Annotated in this window: 14 protein-coding genes; 9 read left to right on the top strand and 5 right to left on the bottom strand. The window is 35.3% G+C overall.

Going from position 1 to position 16905, the window contains the following annotated elements; genetic code table 11:
* Positions 1-128: 128 nt before the first annotated feature.
* Positions 129-1760, top strand: a complete 1632-nt coding sequence (pruA, locus tag IEV69_RS04895) for an L-glutamate gamma-semialdehyde dehydrogenase (RefSeq protein ID WP_188440053.1) — start codon at positions 129-131, stop codon at positions 1758-1760.
* Between the two features lie 77 nt (positions 1761-1837).
* Here pruA and IEV69_RS04890 read toward each other — a convergent pair whose 3' ends face one another.
* Genes IEV69_RS04890 through IEV69_RS04880 form a run of 3 tightly spaced genes read right to left on the bottom strand, consistent with a single transcriptional unit; the run spans position 1838 to position 5636 of the window.
* Entirely contained in the window at positions 1838-3136 is a 1299-nt protein-coding gene (locus tag IEV69_RS04890) for an Omp28-related outer membrane protein (protein WP_188440051.1), read from the bottom strand.
* 18 nt (positions 3137-3154) lie between these two features.
* Positions 3155-3892, bottom strand: a complete 738-nt coding sequence (locus tag IEV69_RS04885; protein WP_188440049.1) for a T9SS type A sorting domain-containing protein — start codon at positions 3890-3892, stop codon at positions 3155-3157.
* A 49-nt stretch (positions 3893-3941) separates the two neighbouring features.
* The gene (locus tag IEV69_RS04880; protein WP_188440047.1) at positions 3942-5636 is read right to left on the bottom strand and encodes a T9SS type A sorting domain-containing protein; all 1695 of its coding nucleotides are present in this window, start codon (positions 5634-5636) and stop codon (positions 3942-3944) included.
* Between the two features lie 187 nt (positions 5637-5823).
* On the opposite strand from IEV69_RS04880, the gene IEV69_RS04875 reads away from it, so the two are divergent.
* On the top strand, positions 5824-6306 hold the full coding sequence (locus IEV69_RS04875) for a TlpA family protein disulfide reductase (RefSeq protein ID WP_188440045.1): 483 nt from the start codon (positions 5824-5826) through the stop codon (positions 6304-6306).
* Between the two features lie 30 nt (positions 6307-6336).
* Positions 6337-7986, top strand: a complete 1650-nt coding sequence (locus IEV69_RS04870; protein WP_188440043.1) for a DUF6029 family protein — start codon at positions 6337-6339, stop codon at positions 7984-7986.
* Between the two features lie 64 nt (positions 7987-8050).
* On the opposite strand, the gene IEV69_RS04865 is transcribed toward IEV69_RS04870, so the two are convergent.
* A complete protein-coding gene (locus tag IEV69_RS04865; RefSeq protein ID WP_188440041.1) occupies positions 8051-10681 on the bottom strand; it encodes a valine--tRNA ligase in 2631 nt (876 codons plus the stop codon).
* A gap of 126 nt (positions 10682-10807) precedes the next feature.
* On the opposite strand from IEV69_RS04865, the gene IEV69_RS04860 reads away from it, so the two are divergent.
* Complete coding sequence (locus IEV69_RS04860; RefSeq protein ID WP_188440036.1) at positions 10808-11173, top strand: DUF1573 domain-containing protein; 366 nt, start codon at positions 10808-10810, stop codon at positions 11171-11173.
* 53 nt (positions 11174-11226) lie between these two features.
* Here IEV69_RS04860 and IEV69_RS04855 read toward each other — a convergent pair whose 3' ends face one another.
* A complete protein-coding gene (locus tag IEV69_RS04855) occupies positions 11227-12564 on the bottom strand; it encodes an aspartyl protease family protein (protein WP_188440034.1) in 1338 nt (445 codons plus the stop codon).
* Between the two features lie 105 nt (positions 12565-12669).
* On the opposite strand from IEV69_RS04855, the gene IEV69_RS04850 reads away from it, so the two are divergent.
* The 5 genes from IEV69_RS04850 (at position 12670) to IEV69_RS04830 (ending at position 16833) form a co-directional block, all read left to right on the top strand.
* Entirely contained in the window at positions 12670-13860 is a 1191-nt protein-coding gene (locus IEV69_RS04850; RefSeq protein ID WP_188440032.1) for a pyridoxal phosphate-dependent aminotransferase, read from the top strand.
* Complete coding sequence (gene murB / locus IEV69_RS04845) at positions 13860-14873, top strand: UDP-N-acetylmuramate dehydrogenase (protein WP_188440030.1); 1014 nt, start codon at positions 13860-13862, stop codon at positions 14871-14873. The genes IEV69_RS04850 and murB overlap by 1 nt, the downstream gene beginning before the upstream one ends.
* A 76-nt stretch (positions 14874-14949) precedes the next feature.
* Positions 14950-15156, top strand: a complete 207-nt coding sequence (locus tag IEV69_RS04840; protein WP_188440028.1) for a membrane or secreted protein — start codon at positions 14950-14952, stop codon at positions 15154-15156.
* 16 nt (positions 15157-15172) lie between these two features.
* Positions 15173-16273, top strand: a complete 1101-nt coding sequence (locus tag IEV69_RS04835; protein WP_188440027.1) for a glycosyltransferase — start codon at positions 15173-15175, stop codon at positions 16271-16273.
* A complete protein-coding gene (locus IEV69_RS04830; protein WP_188440025.1) occupies positions 16264-16833 on the top strand; it encodes an RNA polymerase sigma factor in 570 nt (189 codons plus the stop codon). The genes IEV69_RS04835 and IEV69_RS04830 overlap by 10 nt, the downstream gene beginning before the upstream one ends.
* The last annotated feature ends 72 nt before the right edge of the window (positions 16834-16905 follow it).

Below are 16905 nucleotides of genomic sequence, written 5' to 3'. Positions count from 1 at the left end.
TTATTTGAGTAGTAATTTTGAACTACAACTTACGAAATTTCAACAAAGAAGTAAAGCAGTTTTTAAAATAGACTCTTTAAATATTTGTAACTTCGCAAACAATTAAAAAACAGAAAAAATATCAAGATATGGGAAAAGGATTTTTTAGAGTACCGGTAGCCAAAAATGAGCCAGTAAAAAGCTATGCACCCGGCACTGCCGAAAGGGAAGAAGTGTTAAAAACCTACAAAAATATGTACAACAGCACCGTGGAAGTGCCGCTATACATAAATGGTAAAGAAATTAAAACCGGAAACACAGCTACTATGGCTCCTCCTCATGACCATAAACACATTCTTGGAACCTATCATAAAGCAGATAAAAAAAACGTTCAGGAAGCAATCGAAACAGCTCTTGAAGCAAGAAAAAAATGGTCTAAGATGCCTTGGCAAGAGCGCGCCGGAATTTTCTTAAGAGCCGCAGAATTATTTGCCGGTCCTTACCGTGCAAAAATTAATGCAGCAACCATGCTTGGGCAGTCTAAAAATATATATCAGGCGGAAATTGATGCTGCTTGTGAACTGATTGATTTCCTAAGATTCAACGTTCAGTACATGACTGAAATTTATGCTGAACAACCCGAGTCAACTTCAGATGCCTGGAACAGACTTGAATACAGACCATTGGAAGGATTTATCTATGCAATCACTCCTTTTAATTTTACCGCTATCGCCGGAAACCTACCTTCCAGTGCAGCCTTGATGGGAAATGTTGCTATTTGGAAACCCAGTGACAGCCAGGTGTATTCTGCTAAAGTAATCATGGATGTATTTAAAGAAGCAGGTGTACCTGATGGTGTTATCAACGTTGTGATGGGCGACCCTGTCATGATTACTGATACAATTTTGAGTCATTCTGATTTTTCAGGACTTCACTTTACAGGTTCTACAGATGTATTTAAACTTCTTTGGAAAAAAATTGGTGAAAACATCAATACCTATAAAACATATCCACGCATCGTTGGTGAAACAGGTGGAAAAGATTTTATTGTTGCACACAAATCATCCAATCCTATTCAGGTTGCTACTGCAATTTCAAGAGGAGCATTTGAATTTCAAGGACAAAAATGTTCTGCAGCTTCACGTTGTTATATTCCAAAAAGCTTATGGCCTGCTGTAAAAGAGCACGTAATAAAAGATCTTAAATCTTTTAAAATGGGATCCCCTGAAGACATGAGTAATTTTATTACTGCAGTGATTCATGAAGGGTCTTTTGATAAACTTGCTAGTTACATTGATCAGGCAAAAAATGATTCGAACGCCGAAATTGTAGTAGGTGGAAATTATGATAAATCAAAAGGATATTTCATTGAGCCCACTGTTATACTCACAAAAGATCCAAAATACACGACTATGTGTACTGAATTATTTGGACCAGTAGTTACTATTTATGTTTATGAGGATGACCAATGGGAAGAAACACTTTACCTGGTTGATGAAACTTCTGAATATGCATTAACAGGCGCCGTTTTCAGTGAAGATCGGTATGCTCTTGATAAAGCTGTTGACATTTTAGAAAATGCAGCCGGAAACTTCTATATTAACGACAAACCAACGGGTGCAGTGGTTGGGCAACAGCCCTTTGGAGGAGCGAGAGCTTCAGGAACCAACGACAAAGCAGGTTCTAAACTCAACCTGTTGAGATGGGTATCTCCAAGGATGGTTAAAGAAACTTTTGTGTCACCTGTAGATTACAGATATCCATTTTTAGGAAATAACTAAATGGTTTTTAATAATATAAATACAAAAAATCGCCTTGTAGAACAAGGTGATTTTTTTATTCAATAAGATTTAAAAATTTATTCAAAATCTACATTTAGTCCGGCTTTTACGTGTTGTGCATTTAATGCATTATTATTTTCATCTACCACATAAACTGCCACACCAAATCGGGAAGGGTCATATGTATTTCCATTTGAAGTGTCTCCATATGTAGAAAGATCAACAGCATCAAAATTAATTGAAAGTTCTTCAAAAGCATTGGTTGATTGCAACTGATCTCCAAAAATATTAGTCAAAGAGGTCTCTAAAACATCATTATGAACAAAATCCTCAATAGGATTTCCCATTTGATAGTAAGGACTTCCCGGGGTATTTACATAATAATTGGTTTGAGGAAATACTAAACCATCCTGATAGATATACACCACCAACTTATGAGTTGAAGGAATTGAATTTTCAGAAATTAATTTTGTTTGAACAGTAAGCATATTTCCAGTAAGCTCTGTATTAATAGCGATGCTAATATCTGTTTCTGTCCCAGCATTAGCAAGCGCATACTCAATTGATGAGGGAGCATCCTCAGGGTTTGGTGCTGTATCTGTCCTGTTTATTTTTGCTGTTGGAAATCCGGCAACTCCAAAAGTATTTCTCAATTGCACTTCTTGCGGGAACGTCATTTCGTCATTATTATGAATCGCTACAACTACAACATCATCAGATTGTTCCTTCAATAAATGCACAGCATTTGTCACTCTTACACACCAGCCACACCAAGCTCCTGTATAATCTTCATAAACAACTTTACGTTTTGGAACAAAAACTTCTAATGTTTCAGGTTCGGTTTGACTTACTCCGTTATCATAAGTTGCATAAACCTCATAGACACCTTCTTGGTTTGAACTAAATGTGTTTCCGCTTATTGAGGTTCCATTAACAAAGAAAGTTGCTTCAGAAGTAGCATCATCACCATTTGGGTTTAATAATTGAAATGTTACCGTCTGTGTTCTTAATGCTTTTGACCTATCAATCACAAGGTATTTTTCTGTGACTACATTATAAGTAAGTGCATTACTTGAAAAACCAGAATAGGTAGCTTCAAAAGTATATTCACCACCTTCAGTAAAAGAGTGAGAAGTTCCTTCTATAGGTTCTCCGTTAACTGTAATGACACTATTTGCCGTATAGTCTACATCATCATTTCCAATAACCGTAAATTCCAGGGTTTGATCGATTCCTATATTGGTGGTTTCGATATTCGCTTTTAAGGTGATGGAGCTTAAATCAACCTGTGCCCGATTATCGAGATAATCTGCACTACAGGAATAAATAACAATACTTAATACAAGAAACGGAACAAATAAATATCTAATTTTCATCTAAACTATTGGGAATTTTTATTTTACTGCAAACTTTAATGTTGTAGAGTTTTCACCATTGTTAAATTTGATAAAGTATACTCCGGTTGTTAAACTGGAAACATTAATTTCATTCATACCCGTTGTCACTTTATTTGATAACAAGCTTTGACCATTTAAATTAAAAATTGTATAATCAAAATCACTATTTAAAGATTCAACATTTAAAGTTTGATTCGCTAGGGTATTATGAATTTTAACTCCAAGGTTGTTTTCATCCAATTCGTTAGTGCTTAGTGTTGGGTCAAATCGATATGTAAAAGTGATTGACTCGCCTATTTCATCTCCATTTTCATCAACTTGGAAAAACTTCCATACATAGTCAATAGGATAGTTTGTGCCATCACCTTCATTTTCATTGTAAAATTTATCAAATTGAGGGTTTGTGCCACCTGCAGGAATTGTTTCTGGAACACCTGAAACAGGATAAGTTTGACCTTCTTCAACATCAAATATACAAAGCGTACCAAAACAAAACTGATAGCTTGAACCATCTGAATTAGTAATACTCTCGTTTTTAATTTTCACCAGAATATCCTCTGCTGAATCATTATTAATCCAAAAATAGAGTGTTGCTTCAGATTCTACCGTAGAGGTATACGTCCTGATATCTCCGTCAAGAATTGGTTCTCCATCATAATCTTCTACTGTAAATTGAGAATATGCTGCTGTCGTTAATAAAATAGTAGTTAATAATAGTGTAATCTTTTTCATCATTGAGAATTTTTTAAAAAAAGGGAGGTTTGCGAGAAACCCCCCAAGAAGTTTATTTAATAATTAATTTTTGAGTTTGTTGGTTAATTCCATCATTGATTTTCACAAGGTACATTCCGGCTTGTAAAGTTGATAAATCAATATTTTCGCCGTTATTAACCTCTTCAATACTGTTAACAAGTTTTCCGGTGATATCAAAAACAGATATACTAACCGGTGAATTTGTTTGAACATTCACTATTCCGTAGGAAGGATTAGGGTATAAAACAACTTGATTAATGTCATTGTCATTTATGCTGAGAGGATTTCCAGTTGTTGAAAAATTTGTTGATTCACCTGAACCATAATTTCCGGAGGTAGAGTAAATAACTAAACCATCAGAATCAACTAGTGAAACCGGACCGCCACCATCACCAAAGGTATCAATTAAATTAAATGTATAACAATCGTCCGTTACTGTTATGGTAGGCACATTGATTGTTTGATTGTTACCATAAGGTCCTCCTTGAGCGATTGTTGTTCCATCAGCATTTTTTATATTCCAACGCACTTCAGTTCCCCAACCGTCAGTTTGGATAGTTAAATCAAGCTCATAACCACTTTCAATAGCTTGATCAAAATTAGCAGAATATTCGTTGTTTGAATTGTCATCATCCTCTGATAAAGTGATTACCAATTCATTATTAGCCAGAATATCATAAGAAATTTCAGGGAGTTCAATTTCATCAATTAAAAGAGATGTAAGGTTTCCAGACCAAGTGTAAACTTCAGGAGTTCCTCCATTCACTGAATATTCGATATCAAGAGATGTTAATGGGTCTAAACCTAAATTTTGAACTTTGAGTGTTGGAGCTAAAACACCTGAACATTGATCATCAATTTCAACAACTGATTGTATTGCCGCATCGTTATTATTTGCCAAGCCGGTGTAAGTAGCATAAGCACCATTTCCACTGATTACTTCTTGTTGGGTTTCAGTCATAAAAACCACAACTTCCATTTCAGCTTCAAAAAAGTCTACAGGAACTCCGTTATAATCATTAGGAATCGTGTAGGTAAAGGTTTCGTCAACAAAACTACCTTCTGTGGTTGTGTTAACATCAACACCCCATTGTCCGGTAACCATATGAACTAAGCGATGCATATGCACATATTCATTACCCATTCCCCCACCTGTTTGAGGACCTAATGTGTTATTTTGCAACAATGCAACATTAAGTTTATTAGTTCCAACCGGGCTGTCATCTGTATAGTAAGCCTCTACGTGAACTGTTAATTCTCTTGTGTTTACATCAATACTAGCTTCAACGCCCATATTGACATAAGAAGGCTGATCTAAAATTTGATTTGAAGCGGCCGTCCAAAAATTTCTACTCATTGCAGTTCCATTAGCACCATTTTGGGACCAGCCAGGAAAAACGTGTCTATTAACAGTTCCAGCTGGATATCCTAGAACCCCTGCTTGGTTATTGATAGCAGTACCAAATGGCGTTCTAAAATCAGGCTGGCCTGCACCTGGAGTTGCATAGCCACCAACGTGAATATTTACCAAAAACACTTCATCAGGATTATTGTTTTTAATTGCCTGAGCAATGGCATGGCCATCAGGACAATAAACACAATTAATACCTGTAAATTCTTCTAAAATAACTTTTTTGTTTTCCGGGTCAGTACTAACAATCGTTTGACTGAATAAGGGAAAGGCAATCATAAGTAACGCGGTACCTGTAAGTAATTTTTTGAACATAATTGCTAATTTTAAAATTAAGGAATCTCCAAATATAGTTTTTTTTTAATATAATAATAAATTAAAATTAACTACTTAACTTTTGAATTATATTTTTTTCTTTGTAAAGAAAATATTCATTTCACTAAATAATTAAAATATATATTATTATTATTGCTTTTCAAATTAAACTAACAAAGTAAATATCATGAAAGCACTTTTAACATTTTTTATTTCAATATTGTTTTTACAATCTTTTTCACAGACAGAGTTGCCTGATATGACATTGAAAAATATTGACGGAACAGATGTAAATATTCAAAATATTTCTCAAGATGACCAAGTTGTAATAATCTCTTTATGGGCAACCTGGTGTGTGCCTTGTAAAAATGAACTAGATGCTATCAGTGTAGTTTATGACGATTGGAAATCTGAAACCAATGTGGTTTTGTATGCAATATCCGTTGATGATGCAAGAACTGTTAGAAGAGTGAGGCCTATGATTAATGGAAAAAGCTGGGATTATGAGTTTTTACTAGACACTAACAATGATTTAAAAAGAGCATTGGGCGCCGCCACAGTTCCCTTAACGCTTGTTGTAAAAAACAATAAAATTCTTTACAGACACTCTGGTTATACTCCGGGCGCAGAAGATGAACTGTATGAAAAAGTAGTTGAATTTTCAAAATAAATAATCAAAGATTTAAAATTAATTTTTAAAATGAAAAAAAAGCTACTCTCCCTACTTTTAATTGCAATTTCGACATCAGTATTTTCACAAGATTATGGTAATTTTTCCGGCGGATTTGAGTCAAACTCTCAATGGCTTCAAGACGATGAGGGATTGAATATTTTAGCTCCAGATGAACAATTCAGGGCTAATAATTATTTTATGTTAAATTATAATCTTGGAAAGTTTACAGCAGGCATTCAGTATGAATCATATCTTCCAACTGCTTTATTAGGGTATGCACCCAATATTGACGGTAATGGTATAAGTACTTACTTTTTAAATTTTAAACATGAATCTCTTGATATTACAGGTGGGTATTTTTATGAGCAGTTTGGAAGTGGTTTGATTTTAAGGTTTTGGGAAGACAGACAACTGGGTATTAACAACGCCCTAAAAGGTGTAAAAGTTAAATTTTCTCCCACTGACTTTATTTTCCTGACAGCAGTATATGGTGAGCAACGAGATGGATTTGATACCTCAGAAGGAGTCATTCAAGGTGCTGATGCAATTATAGATCTAGGCCAGGTATTCAACACAGATGATTTATTTATTGATGTTGGAGGAAGTTATGTGGCGCGTTATCAAGATAATTTGGGAAGCAATACACTACCTTCAACCGTAAATGCCTATTCAGGTAGAATTGACTTTCTCTATAAAAACTTTTCTGCAGCTTTTGAAGCTGTACACAAAGAGCCCGATGCTTTGGTAAACGAAGGTGTAATTACAAATAATGAAGAACTCTACAAAGGTTCAGCACTATTGTTAAACCTTGGGTATTCTCAACGTGGACTTGGAATCAATGCAGCACTAAGACGCATAGAAAACTTCAGTTTTTATGCAGATCGATATGCAGAAGGGAATCAATATAATCAGCAACTTATTAATTACATCCCTTCACTTACAAAACAACACGACTATATGTTGTCAAACATATATGTTTACAATCCACAAGCGAGATTAGTTTTACAAGACTTTCAAAAGCAAGCTGGTGAAATGGGCACCCAGATAGACGTATTTTACACCTTTGAAAAGGAAACATTTTTTGGAGGAAAATATGGCACCAAACTCGATTTTAATTTCTCATACTGGTCAGGACTGGATGCCGTTTATGATGTTGAAAACAATGGCTACAAATCTGAATTTCTCGGTGATGGTGACCGCTATTTTAGAGAAGTAACTTTAGAAATAAGAAAAAGGCTTTCTGAAAAATTAAGTGGTATTTACACTTACTCAAATGTTATTATCGACAAGGGCATCACAGATGGAAGCCCCCTTGGTTTTGAAGATATTACTGCTAATATTGGTGTAATTGAGCATACTTACCGTTTAGGCTCAGGAAAATCCTTCCGTCTGGAATTGCAGCACTTATGGACAGAACAAGATAGAAAAAACTGGGCTGCTGCTCTATTTGAATACAATTTTTCGCCAAGACTTGGTCTATACATTGCAGATTCCTGGAATTATGGTGGTGAAGATGAAATTCATTACTACAACTTTGGAGGAAGTTATACAAAAGGAAGAACCCGATTTGCAGTTAACTATGGTCGTCAACGGGGTGGTTTAATATGTGTTGGTGGGGTATGCCGTTTCGTTCCTGAAAACACAGGGTTCTCTATGAACATTGCAGTAACCTTCTAAACAAATTAAAATTTAAGAATTGAATAAAAAAGGCTGCAATAGATTATTGCAGCCTTTTTTATAATTATTGCAAGCCGGCAATACTTTCTTTTAAGGTGTTGATTTTTGCGAGCGCATCAGCTTCTTTTTTTCTTTCAGAAGCAATGACTGTTTCCGGAGCATTATTTACAAAGCGCTCATTTGAAAGCTTCTTTTGTACAGATTTTAAAAAACCTTCAGTATACTCCAATTCTTCAGTCAGCTTTTTAATTTCCTCCTCAATATTTATTGTTCCTGCCACAGGGATAAAATATTCATTTGATTTCACTCTAAAACTCAAAGCACCATTTACTTTTTCCTCAACATAATCTAAAGAATCAATATTACCAAGTTTAGTAATGATTGAATCAAATTTATTGGTAACATTTTCCTGATTTAATACTGAAAGTGAAATTGTTTCTTTAAAGGAAATGTTCTTCTCTTTTCTTATAGTTCTAATTCCCGAAATCACCTCAGCAGCATGTTCAAAATCTGAAATCAACTTATTGTCAAAGGGCTCCATCTTCGGCCAATTATTAACTATCAGCGCTTCTTCTTTTGTTCTTTCAGTTATGTTTTGCCAAATTTCTTCAGTTAAAAAGGGCATAAACGGATGAAGGATTCGCAAATTATTTTCAAGCATTTCAATCACTCCATCAAATGTTTTTTGATCAATGGGTTGTCCAAAAGGCGGTTTTATCATTTCCAATAACCAGGAACAGAAGTCATCCCAAACTAATTTGTATGTCGACATCAAGGCATCGCTTATTCTGTATTTGCTGTAATGGTCTTCAATTTCTACCAGCGTGCTTTGCAACTTGGCGTTGTACCATTCCAGAGCTTTTTGGGCATATTCTGGTTGGGGAATGTCAGCCACTTCCCAGCCTTCAACCAACCTAAAAGCGTTCCAGATTTTATTTGCAAATCCTTTCCCTTGATTACATAAACCTTCATCAAATAATAAATCATTACCTGCTGATGCACTCAGCAACAAACCAACTCTCACACCATCTGCACCATATTGATCAATTAAATCTAACGCATCAGGCGAATTGCCCAAAGATTTAGACATTTTTCTTCGTTGCTTGTCTCTAACTAAACCCGTTAAATACACATTTTCAAAGGGACGTTTTCCGGTGTATTCATAACCTGCTATGATCATTCTCGCTACCCAGAAAAACAAAATATCTGGTCCGGTAACCAAATCGTTTGTGGGATAATAATATTTAAATTCTTCATTTTCAGGCTCAAGAATTCCATTAAACACACTCATAGGCCATAACCAAGATGAAAACCAGGTGTCTAATGCATCGGGATCTTGACTCAAATCGTTTTTGGAAAGGTTTGGGTTTCCAGATTTTTTTTGTGCAAGCACGAGTGCTTCTTCTTTTGTTTCACAAACCACAAAATCATCTTTCCCTTCGCCGTAATAAAATGCCGGAATCTGTTGTCCCCACCAAAGTTGTCTTGAAATATTCCAGTCGCGAATATTTTCCATCCAATGACGATAGGTATTATCAAACTTTTTAGGATATAATTTAACTTCATCGGTTTCAAGAACAGCTTTTATGGCGGGTTTGACCAAGTCTTCCATTTTTAAAAACCACTGGTCACTCAAACGTGGTTCAATCACTGCTTTTGTGCGTTCGCTGGTGCCAACTTTATTTATGTGATCTTCTACTTTTTGTAAAAATCCGTTAGCATCAAGTTCATTGACTATTAACTTTCTAACTTCAAAACGATCTTTGCCTTCATAATGCAATCCAAATGAATTTAAAGTCCCGTTAGGGTTAAATATGTCAATAATTTCAAGCTTGTGTTTATCACCCAGCATCTTGTCATTTTCGTCGTGAGCAGGTGTTACTTTTAAACATCCCGTTCCAAATTCTACATCTACATATTCATCCTCGATGATAGGAATGACTCTGTTTGCAATTGGAACAACTGCTTTTTTTCCTCTGAGGTGAGTAAATCGTTCATCATTGGGATTGATGCAAATTGCTGTATCACCAAAAATGGTTTCAGGACGGGTTGTAGCAATGGTTAGTGTATCATTGCTACCATCTATTTTATAATTTATGTAATAAAGCTTTCCTTGTTGCTCTTCAAAAACCACTTCTTCATCTGACAGGGTGGTCTGCGCTTCGGGATCCCAGTTAACCATTCGGTAACCTCGGTAAATCAGTCCTTTATTATACAAATCAACAAATGACTTAATAACTGAAGCAGACATATTGTCATCGAGGGTGAACTTGGTTCTTTCCCAGTCGCAAGAACAGCCTAATTTTTTAAGTTGTTCTAGAATAATTCCCCCGTGTTTATCAGTCCATTCCCAGGCGTGCTTTAAAAATTCATCACGAGTTAAATCACTTTTGTTAATTCCTTCTTCTTTTAATTTAGCCACCACTTTTGCTTCGGTTGCAATTGAGGCGTGGTCTGTGCCCGGAACCCAACAGGCATTAAAACCTTTAAGTCTGGCTCTTCTTATTAGCACATCTTGAATAGTGTTATTAAGCATATGCCCCATATGCAACACACCTGTAACATTGGGCGGAGGAATTACTATGGTATAGGGAGTTTTTTCATTGGGTTCAGAATGAAAATAGTTGTGTTTCATCCAGTAGTTATACCACTTGCCTTCAACCGAATTGGCATCATAATTAGAAGAAATACTCATTTTTGGTGTGATTTTTGAACTAGTATGCAAAAGTAGGTATAACTTAAAGATTATAAAAGTGAATAATTTAATTTGCTTGAAGATTAAAAAGTGTATACATTAGCAATTCTTAAAAACTTAGAAATTATGAAAAAACTTGTTTTAATACTTGCTGTAGGCTTAATCAGTTTCGCTACACAAGCACAAGCAAAGATTACATTTGATGAAGACACCATCGATTATGGTGAAATTGAAAAAGGTTCAGATGGTGTAAGAACATTTAAATTCACCAATACGGGTGACCAACCTTTGGTAATTGAAGACGTTAAATCAACCTGTGGATGTACAATTCCAAAAAAACCAAGCGATCCTATTGCTCCTGGAGCGTCTGATGTTATTGAAGTAAAATATGACACCAAACGTGTTGGACCAATAAGAAGGTCAATAAGTGTTTATTCAAACGCTGATGAACCCATTGTAACTTTAAAAATTAAAGGTACAGTCAAAGGTTAAAATAAAATATATTTTTAAAATAAAAACCCTCTGAAATAGAGGGTTTTTTTTGCTTAAATATCTTTCAGTTCAAATTTAAAATTTTGAGCTATGCCATTTCTCAAAATCTTCATTTTAATCGTTCTTCCTTCATGGGAATAAAACAATTGATTGATTTCATTTAATTCATACTGATAAGCAGGTTTATTGTTGATTTCTAAAATTTCATCTCCAATTCTAATTCCGGCCAAATCTGCAGGTGAATTTTTTCTTACTTCCACTACTTCAAAAAGTTGTTTAAGCTTTAATTCAACTGCATCACTAAGGTTTAGATTAAATACTGAATGTGATTCATTCTGATTCAATCGATAACTGTCTGAGTCAATACTTTTTTGTTCTTTTACAAGTGTAAAACCACCTTGTTGCAAAGTTAACCCACTCATATTATAATGAAATGGATCTTTAAAAAATGAATTCTTTTTAAGCTTTATAAATTTGTTTGTGTAATCTATGGTCCAGTTAAAACGCTTTAAAACTTCGCCCCCAATGCTTCCATTTCGTGTGCCAAGATCAATGATTGTATCGTTGATGTCTACATCCGGATAGGCAGTATTTACATTTGAAAATTGAAATTCATCAATAGTAAATGATGCAACTTTTGAACGTTTACCATATATATTTCCATTAATTCCAAGCCCTAAATAATCTTCAAAAGCATCTGATGGAAGAAGTATTTTTTCATCGCTATGTTCAAATAACCATAATGCATCTCCTGAACCAGAGTCTATAAGCAAATTTAAATCAACTGATTCAATTCCATTAAAATAACTGGCTGAAATATAGGGCTTGTTTTTTTTTAAGTAAATCTCCTTAATGATACATCTACGACAGTTTTTTTTCTTGTATGAGTCAGGTTTAAAAAAACGAAGGCGCTCTCGTTGATTGTTTACATCCACTACAAAATCTTTCAAAAAGTCATATCCAATAATTCCATGAACAGGATAGCCCAATCGCGATGAAAAATTTAAAGCACCATCAAACACCACAAAAATAGTTTGATCACTACTTTTAGCTTTACCAATTTCAACAGTATTGCCTTCAGATTTTAATGCATCTACAGGCTCCCCTTTACCTAATCCACGCAATTTAATCATAGAATAGTTATACAACTGTATCGAATCAGTATCTTCAAAACTGAAAATCACCGTTGATGAAGCACCCGAATCCAATAAAAAAGTCAAGGAAACACCATTTACTTTAACAGGAATTAAAACAAGGTTGTTAATCAATTTAAAGTTTACCTTGTCCTTAGTTCTGTTACCTGAAAACTCAAAACTTTTTTGTGACCAGGCACTCTCAGAAGAAAACAACAAGGAAACTAATATAAGGAAAAATGTTATGTTTCTTTTCAATAGAATTTTTTGTTTAATGAACCACAAAAATTATGCTAATCTCCATTTGATCTTCATGGAAATCTAAATAAAATTTTGCAACTTTGCATCCTAAAAATACACAAAATGCCACACATTTCTAATAAAGGAAAATTAATGCCTGAATCACCCATAAGAAAATTAGTTCCTTATGCTGATTTGGCTCAAGAAAAAGGAAAAAAAATATACTATCTCAACATAGGCCAACCCGATATAAAAACTCCCGAAGTTGCTCTAAATGCCATTAAAAACAATAACATTTCAGTTTTATCATACAGCCATTCCGCAGGATTTGAAACTTACAGAAAAAAACTGGCAACTTACTATCAAAATATTTCACCAAGCATTACTCATAACGATATTATTGTGACAACAGGCGGTTCAGAAGCGCTTCTTTTTGCAATGGGAACCATCGCTGATGCCGGTGACGAAATTATCATTCCCGAGCCGTTTTATGCTAACTACAATGGATTTGCAATTGCCTCAGGTGTGCAAGTTGTGCCGGTAATTTCTACCATCGAAAATAATTTTGGCTTGCCTCCTGTTTCAGAATTTGAAAAATTAATTACCCCAAAAACCAAAGCTATCCTCATTTGTAATCCCGGAAACCCGACTGGATACTTATATAGTAAAGAAGAAATTGACCAATTGGCAGCGATTGTAAAAAGACACAATTTATTCCTCATTGCCGATGAAGTCTACAGGGAGTTTGCCTATGATGGTTTGGTACATCATTCCATTCTTTCAGTTGAAGGAATTGAGGAAAACGCAATTGTGATTGATTCTGTTTCCAAACGATACAGTATGTGTGGAGCACGCATTGGATGCCTTGTTTCCAAAAACAAGGAAGTAATGTCCACCGCAATGAAGTTTGCGCAGGCCAGACTGAGTCCACCCACATTTGCTCAAATTGCCAGCGAAGCTGCTTTAGAAACACCACAATCCTATTTTGACGATGTGATTTCAGAATACAAAGATCGTAGGGATTTACTGGTTTCCGAACTTAGAAAAATACCTAATGTCAAAGTTGCCAATCCCGGTGGTGCCTTTTACTGCATTGCCGAATTACCTGTTGCCGATGCCGATGTTTTTGCGCAATGGTTGCTTGAAGAGTTTCAATTTGAAAATGAAACCGTGATGATAGCACCGGCCGGAGGATTTTACTCCACTCCCGGAGCCGGTAAAAACCAGGTCCGCATTGCGTATGTCCTTAAAAAGGAAGACCTGAAAAAAGCAGTACATATTCTAAAAACAGCTCTGGAGCAATACAATAGTTAATGTTGATTCAAGAACATATCAACCTGAAACCCTACAACACTTTTGGGGTGACTGCTTACGCAAAATACTTTGCAGAGGTCAATACGGTTGATGAGCTTCTACAAGTTTTGAACGATACTCGTTTCCAAAAAAAAATTATATTGGGTGGCGGAAGCAATATGCTTCTTACCAAAGACATTGATGCCTTGGTGATTCATATCAATCTGAAGGGCATAGAAGTGGTTGAAGAAACTGAAAATTCAGTTTTTATTAAAGCTAAGGCTGGTGAAAACTGGCACGAATTTGTAATGTATTGCCTGAAAAACAATATTGGCGGAATTGAGAATTTATCGCTTATCCCCGGTAATGTAGGCACAGCGCCAATTCAAAATATTGGGGCATATGGCGTGGAATTAAAAGACGTTTTTCACAGTTGTGAAGCTCTGAACTTGCATACCGGAAAAATTAAAAACTTTGACCTGAAGGACTGTAATTTTGAATATCGCTCTTCTGTTTTCAAAACCACAGAAAAAGGTAATTACATAATCACAAATGTAACCTTGCGACTCACCAAAAAAGACCATGACATAAACACAGGTTATGGAGCAATTAAAGAAGAACTTTCTAAAATGCAGGTGACACATCCCACCATAAAAGATATTTCAAATGCTGTTATTGCCATCAGGCAGTCAAAACTACCCGACCCTAAAGAATTAGGAAATAGTGGAAGTTTTTTTAAAAACCCGGTTGTAGACAAAACAACTTTTACCCGATTTATCAAAAAACAACCCGGGGCTCCATTTTATAAGCTAAATGAAAACGCCTATAAAATCCCAGCAGGTTGGTTGATTGAACAAGCCGGTTTTAAAGGAAAACGCTTTGGTGATGCAGGCGTTCACAAACAGCAGGCATTGGTATTGGTCAATTACGGCAATGCTACCGGAGGAGAAATTTTAAACCTTTCTAAAAACATACAGGAAAAAGTTCAGGATTTGTTTGGCATTATCCTTGAAGCTGAAGTGAATGTGCTTTGATTTTGAGAAAATTTTAAATACAACCACAACCCAATTCCACTGCTATTTTCTTATCTTTGCATCAAAATGATTTACAATGAAATTATTCCTCATTACACTTATACTTTTAGGGTTGGCTGTTGCCGGAATTGCCATTAAAATCTGGGCTAAAAAAGACGGTAAATTTGCCGGAACCTGTGCCAGCCAAAGTCCGTTTTTAAATAAAGATGGTGAAGCTTGTGGTTTTTGTGGTAAAACTCCAGATCAGTTTGACAACTGTTCTGAAGAAGTTCATACCAAATAATCACAACTAACCCGGTATGTTTTCAACTCTGCTCATTGCATTTGCCATAGTAGTTGCTATAAACTGCCTGTTTTATATTTTATTTGCAAATTTTGCTTTTGCAAAACCTCAAACCCCATCAAGTCAAGCCGGATTTCCTGTTTCAGTTGTCATTTGTTCTAAAAATGAAGCCGAAAACCTCAAAAAACATATTCCGTTGTGGCTTGAACAACAATATCCAAACTTCGAACTCATCCTCATCAATGATGCGTCAATAGATAAGACGCTTGAAGTGATAGAAGAATTTGCAGCAACAGACGAGCGCATCAAAATTGTTGATGTCAAAAACAATGAGGCTTTTTGGGCCAATAAAAAATATGCACTTACCCTGGGCATCAAAAAAGCTAAAAACAACTACTTGCTCTTTACCGACGCCGATTGCAAACCTGCATCAAACTCTTGGATTCAACATATGGCAAACCATTTTTCATCCGAAAAACAACTTGTTTTGGGATATGGCGCTTATGCTAAAAAATCTGGCTTGTTGAATAAACTCATTCGTTTTGAAACTGTGTTGACGGCATTGCATTATTTCAGCTTTGCAAAAGCGGGTATGGCTTATATGGGTGTGGGTCGCAATCTGGCATATACTGCCAAACTATTTTATGATACCAACGGCTTTATGAGCCATATGTACATTCGCTCTGGAGATGATGATTTATTTGTGAACGAAGCAGCTAACAGCACTAATGTAGCACTATGTGCTACCCCGGAAAGCTTTACAGTTTCTGAACCAAAAAAAACCTGGAAAAGCTATATCACACAGAAAAAAAGACACATTACCACAGCATCCAATTATAAGCCTTTACATAAAATATTATTGAGTATCATCTATTTGGTTAACTGTTTATTTTGGATTGGCACAGTAGTTTCTTTTGTTTTCCTTCAATGGGAATGGGTGGCTACATTGGTGTTTTTTAGGCTTTTGATTCAATATATTATTTTTGGCAAAACCTTTAAAATATTTCGCGAAAGCGGTTTGGTTTTGCTACTTCCACTTTTAGAAATACTGCTTATTTCCTTCCAAATAGCTATCTTTATATCAAATATTTTTTCAAAACCTAAACATTGGAAGTAAGCAAGAAAAAACTCCTTGAGCAAATTCAACAGGCCAAACACGGCAAGCAAACTGCTTTTAATTTTCTTTTGGACAGGTATTGGAATGAAGTTTATGGTTTCCAGCTTGCACGCATTAATAATGAATTTGAAGCTGAAGAAATTACGATTGAAACATTTGCCAAAGCATTTGATAAAATACACACTTTCAAGGAAGAATACACATTTAGCACCTGGTTAATTGCCATTTCAAAAAACCTGCATATTGATAAAATCAGAAAAACAAAATCGGGCATTCAAATTCAAAATTCTGAAGCCATTCAAGAACAAGTTCAAAAAATCGCTGATGATTCACCAAGCCCTGAAGACAACCTGATTACACAACAAAATCTGGCCGAATTACTGCGATTTATAAAAATGCTTAAACCCCATTATCAAGACGTGATCAACCTGAGGTATTTTCAGGAAATGAGTTACAAGGAAATTTCAGAAATGCTGGATGAACCCATCAATAATGTGAAAGTAAAACTCCTGCGTTCAAAAAAACTGCTTGCCGAAATCATTTCAAAAAACAGACAGTAAATTGTATTTACAATACAAGTAATTCCATTAAATTTCGTTATTGTTTTGTACATTTGCCTCCGATTAAATTTC

Source organism: Planktosalinus lacus (assembly GCF_014640155.1).
Lineage (GTDB): Bacteria > Bacteroidota > Bacteroidia > Flavobacteriales > Flavobacteriaceae > Planktosalinus > Planktosalinus lacus.
Note: the sequence above shows the minus strand (reverse complement) of the source record. Positions and strands in the feature narration are given on the sequence as shown.